4 protein-coding genes are annotated in these 3,912 nt (G+C 29.7%); all 4 read left to right on the top strand.

What is annotated here, in order from left to right; all coding sequences use genetic code 11:
- The first annotated feature begins 129 nt into the window (after positions 1 to 129).
- The 4 genes from Q0891_RS17115 (at position 130) to Q0891_RS17100 (ending at position 3,728) form a co-directional block, all read left to right on the top strand.
- A complete protein-coding gene (locus Q0891_RS17115; protein WP_299103559.1) occupies positions 130 to 1,809 on the top strand; it encodes an AAA family ATPase in 1,680 nt (559 codons plus the stop codon).
- Between the two features lie 151 nt (positions 1,810 to 1,960).
- Positions 1,961 to 2,650 (top strand): hypothetical protein, encoded by a 690-nt coding sequence (locus Q0891_RS17110; protein WP_299103558.1) that lies wholly within the window; start codon positions 1,961 to 1,963, stop codon positions 2,648 to 2,650.
- Positions 2,651 to 2,814: 164 nt separating this feature from the next.
- A complete protein-coding gene (locus Q0891_RS17105; RefSeq protein WP_299103557.1) occupies positions 2,815 to 3,255 on the top strand; it encodes a hypothetical protein in 441 nt (146 codons plus the stop codon).
- Complete coding sequence (locus tag Q0891_RS17100) at positions 3,252 to 3,728, top strand: hypothetical protein (RefSeq protein WP_299103556.1); 477 nt, start codon at positions 3,252 to 3,254, stop codon at positions 3,726 to 3,728. The genes Q0891_RS17105 and Q0891_RS17100 overlap by 4 nt, the downstream gene beginning before the upstream one ends.
- The last annotated feature ends 184 nt before the right edge of the window (positions 3,729 to 3,912 follow it).

The following is a 3,912-nucleotide window of genomic DNA, read 5'->3' as shown; positions in this document are numbered from 1 at the left end:
TGCGGAATTTTCACGGGTTCGTAAAAGTTTGCTAATTTAGTTGCTTAAACACGCAACTAACCATACACAAACACGTTAGGTGTAATATGCAAGAACAACCCGACAAATCAATAAACTGATAAAATAAAAATGACTATTAACCAGAAAATCATAGTTAGAAATTACAAATGTTTTGACTCTAAAGAAGGTGGTGGATTTGATAAAATTCTTCCAATTAACTTGATTATTGGAAAGAATAATTCTGGAAAAAGTAGTTTAATTGACCTCATTGAATTCTTAGTTAACAGTAATGAAAATTTTAATAAAACAGGAAGAGAATCCAAAGTTCCTGAAATAATAATTGAACACATCCTTAATGAATCAAATATTTCTAAGGTCTTTCCTTCTGGAACTAGTGGTGGAGGAATACCTGGAAGAAATTTTTTCGAATACGGAAAACAATTTATCGGAAAAAAATATACTTATCAATATAAAGGTAAAAATCAAAGAACTTTTATTAGTACTGATGCTGAATTTGTGAACTATGCACAAAAGATGTTTGACTCTTTAGCTTCAGTAGTTGAATTACCATTTGCTGGCAAATCATTTTGCAATATTTCAGCAGAAAGGGATATTAATCCTGAAGTATCTAATACAGAATTAAAATTTTATTCAAACGGTGTTGGTTCAACTAATACAATTCAACAAATACTGAATAAAACTGACAAGGATAGTACTATAATAGAAAAAATATTACTTGAGGAACTAAATATTATAATAAATCCAGATATCCATTTTTCAAGAATTTTAGTTCAACTTGATGAAGAAAATAAATGGGAACTTTTCTTTGAAGATGCAAATCAAAAAAGAATATCACTTTCAAAAATGGGAAGTGGAATAAAAACAGTTTTATTAGTTTTATTAAACTTGATAGTTAGACCTAAAATTGAAAATAAAAATCCAAAATCTTATGTATTTGCTTTTGAAGAGCTAGAAAACAACTTACATCCATCATTGCAAAGACGCTTATATAATTATATAAAAAAATATTCAAAGACACATTCAGCATATTTTTTTCTAACAACTCACTCAAATGTAGTTATAGATTCTTTTGGTACTGATAAAAATGCTCAACTAATTCACGTCTCAAATGATGGAGATAAATCAATTTCAAAAACAGTTTTATCTTACAATGGAACAAAACAAATTTTAAATGATTTAGGTTTAAAAGCTAGCGACATACTTCAAAGTAATGGTGTTATTTGGGTAGAAGGACCTAGTGATAGAAATTTTATAAATAAATGGATTGAGATTCTTTCACCAGAATTAAAGGAAGGACTACATTATGTTATAATGTTTTATGGAGGTAGGTTATTATCAAACTTATCTTTTGATTTTGAATGGTTAAAAAAAGAAGTAATTCCATTATTAAAAATAAATCGCAATGCATATGTCGTTATTGATAGAGATGGAAAAACTGTTAATACAAAGCTTAACGGGACAAAAAATAGAATACAAGAAGAGATTGGAGAAAATAGGTGTTGGATAACAAAAGGGAGAGAAATTGAAAACTATATATCAGATAAAACTCTATCAACTTGGTTAAATGAAAATCATAAATACAAAGCCGAAGTAGTAAATGATAAAAACATTAAACTAGAACAAAACATTCTAAATTCTAACAATAAAATTAAACTTAAATATAATCTAAATAAGACAATTTATTCATCTGAGATATCTGAACATATAGAGCTTGATTCTTTAGATGTTTTGGATTTAAAAGAAAAACTGAATGAATTAATAGAAGCAATTAAGGAATGGAACAAATAAATACTACACCTAACAATGTGTATAGTTAATTGCTGTATTGAGATTACGTACGAAAATTCCTTCGGAATTTTCTCGCGCTCGTTTTTGTTTGCTAAATTAGTTGCTTAAACACGCAACTAACCATACACAAACACGTTAGGCAACATTTGAAATGAGCATTTTCAATCGAAAGATAAAAAAGAAACATATTGAACAGTTCGGACTTAAAATAGCTGAATTGTTGGAGTCGGAAATGCCTCAAATTAAAACTGCAATTGGACTTTCTAAAATTTACGGAATAGGCTTTATGTATGAGCCGATAGGAATTTATGTATCTCGAGGTTATAACCCTAAAGAATTTGAGATTATAAATAGAAATCACAAAACTCGATATAATCTTACTGGAATTTCAGTATTCAATAAAAAGGAAAATGAATTTCAACCGATTAAATTATATTATCAATCTGACGGATTGACCGAAATTGAAATAGATAATCCAGAGTATTTTCATAAAACGTTTGACCTAAACCAAATTCAGAAAAACCAAATAGAACTGGAGCATCTCAAAATGGAAAACCCTGACCAAAAGACAGCGGAAAAAATATTAAAATCGCTATCCCAAGAGCAAATTGAACTTTTGGAATTGGACTACACATTCGAAATTGAATTTGACGAAAAACTATTCTACACAATTTTGGATATGGAAGATGGAAATTACATTGCTGTGGACAAAAAAGGAAAGGTTTATCGACTAAATCACGACCACGAAGAAATGGTTAAACTAATAGCCGACAAACCAACTGAATTCTTTAAAATATATAACGGAAAAAAAAGCGAACTGGAAAATATAATGTATGAATAAAAAACGTTGCCTAACACCGTATATAAAAAATTGCTGGTGTTAGGCTAAATCAAAGGTCGTTGCACGTTTGCTACGTCTGAATTTCCTTCGGAAATTCCTCGCACGCAAACACGCAACTTTCCATATACAAACACGTTGTACGCAAGCTGAAAAACCAACTCAAATTGATAAAAAGAGCTATAATAATTACATTAATTCTCAACTCAATAATTCTGATTGGAATTCCGTCAGGACACGGTTATGGAATAATGATATTGATTGAATATTTAAGTGTTCGGAATATAATCGAGTTTGGATTTGAATTCGATAAAAATTACCCTTATGAAAGCAGTCTATTTTTAATAGCTATTGTTTCACTTATTGGAAAACTGATTTCAATTGGACCTTTGTTTTCAAAAAACATTTTGACCAAAAAGAATTGGATTTACATCGGACTGACTTTAATGCTGATTTCATTCCTTTTTGTCTGCTATGGAGCTTGGGAATATGACAGTTTTCTTTTTGCAATAACACTTGGAATCGGAATACCATTTTTAATGTATTTCGGCAGAGTTTTTTATTTGATTAGAAAAGAAAACAACAAATCTGAATTAATAACTGAATGAAAAAAAAGATAATCTTTGGGATTTTAGCATTTATTATCGGAATTGGAATATCTCTATTTTCTTATTCCTTTTTTAGAGAGCAAATTCAGAATATTTTCCTTTGGTCTACTTCAAACCGAATTAGGTTTACAGGAAAGAATTTTTATCTTTTTGGGAGTAATTTTTACTATTTGAGTATAGGTATTTCATTCTTGGTTTTGACTCTTGAAAACCTGAATCAAAGACTAACAGGAGTTTTCAAAAACGGAATTATATGCTTATTGACTTTTGGAATTTCTTTAATCGGAATTTCCGCAATCTATGCGAACATAAAAGTTATAGAGTGTACAGCTTGTGATGATGGAATAAGAAGTTTAAATTGGAACGGAATAAATTATGGACTGATTATAGGGACAAGTGCTATCATTTCGATTATTCCAAGTCTAATAAAAACAATACGAACGAAAAAAGCCAGCGTACAACAATGTGTATAATTCATTGCTAGTTATAGCCTACTTACGAAAGTCCTCGCGGACTTTCTATCTGTGATTTATTTGCTAACTTTAGTGCTTAAAAAACGCAACGAAATCATACACTAGACCGTTGCCAGTAATTTGAGAAACAGAACTAAATGGGAGTTTGGAACACAGAAATAAAAGGAAACGACACTACACTTGA

Origin of the sequence: uncultured Winogradskyella sp. (genome assembly GCF_947498005.1) — a bacterium.
Classification (GTDB): domain Bacteria; phylum Bacteroidota; class Bacteroidia; order Flavobacteriales; family Flavobacteriaceae; genus Winogradskyella.
This window is presented reverse-complemented; position numbering and strand designations above follow the sequence as displayed.

What these genes read in the sequence shown, in the direction of transcription:
- Q0891_RS17115 (WP_299103559.1), top strand. Translation starts at nt 130, where the DNA reads ATGACTATTAACCAGAAAATCATAGTTAGAAATTACAAATGTTTTGAC.
- Q0891_RS17110 (WP_299103558.1), top strand. Translation starts at nt 1,961, where the DNA reads ATGAGCATTTTCAATCGAAAGATAAAAAAGAAACATATTGAACAGTTC.
- Q0891_RS17100 (WP_299103556.1), top strand. Translation starts at nt 3,252, where the DNA reads ATGAAAAAAAAGATAATCTTTGGGATTTTAGCATTTATTATCGGAATT.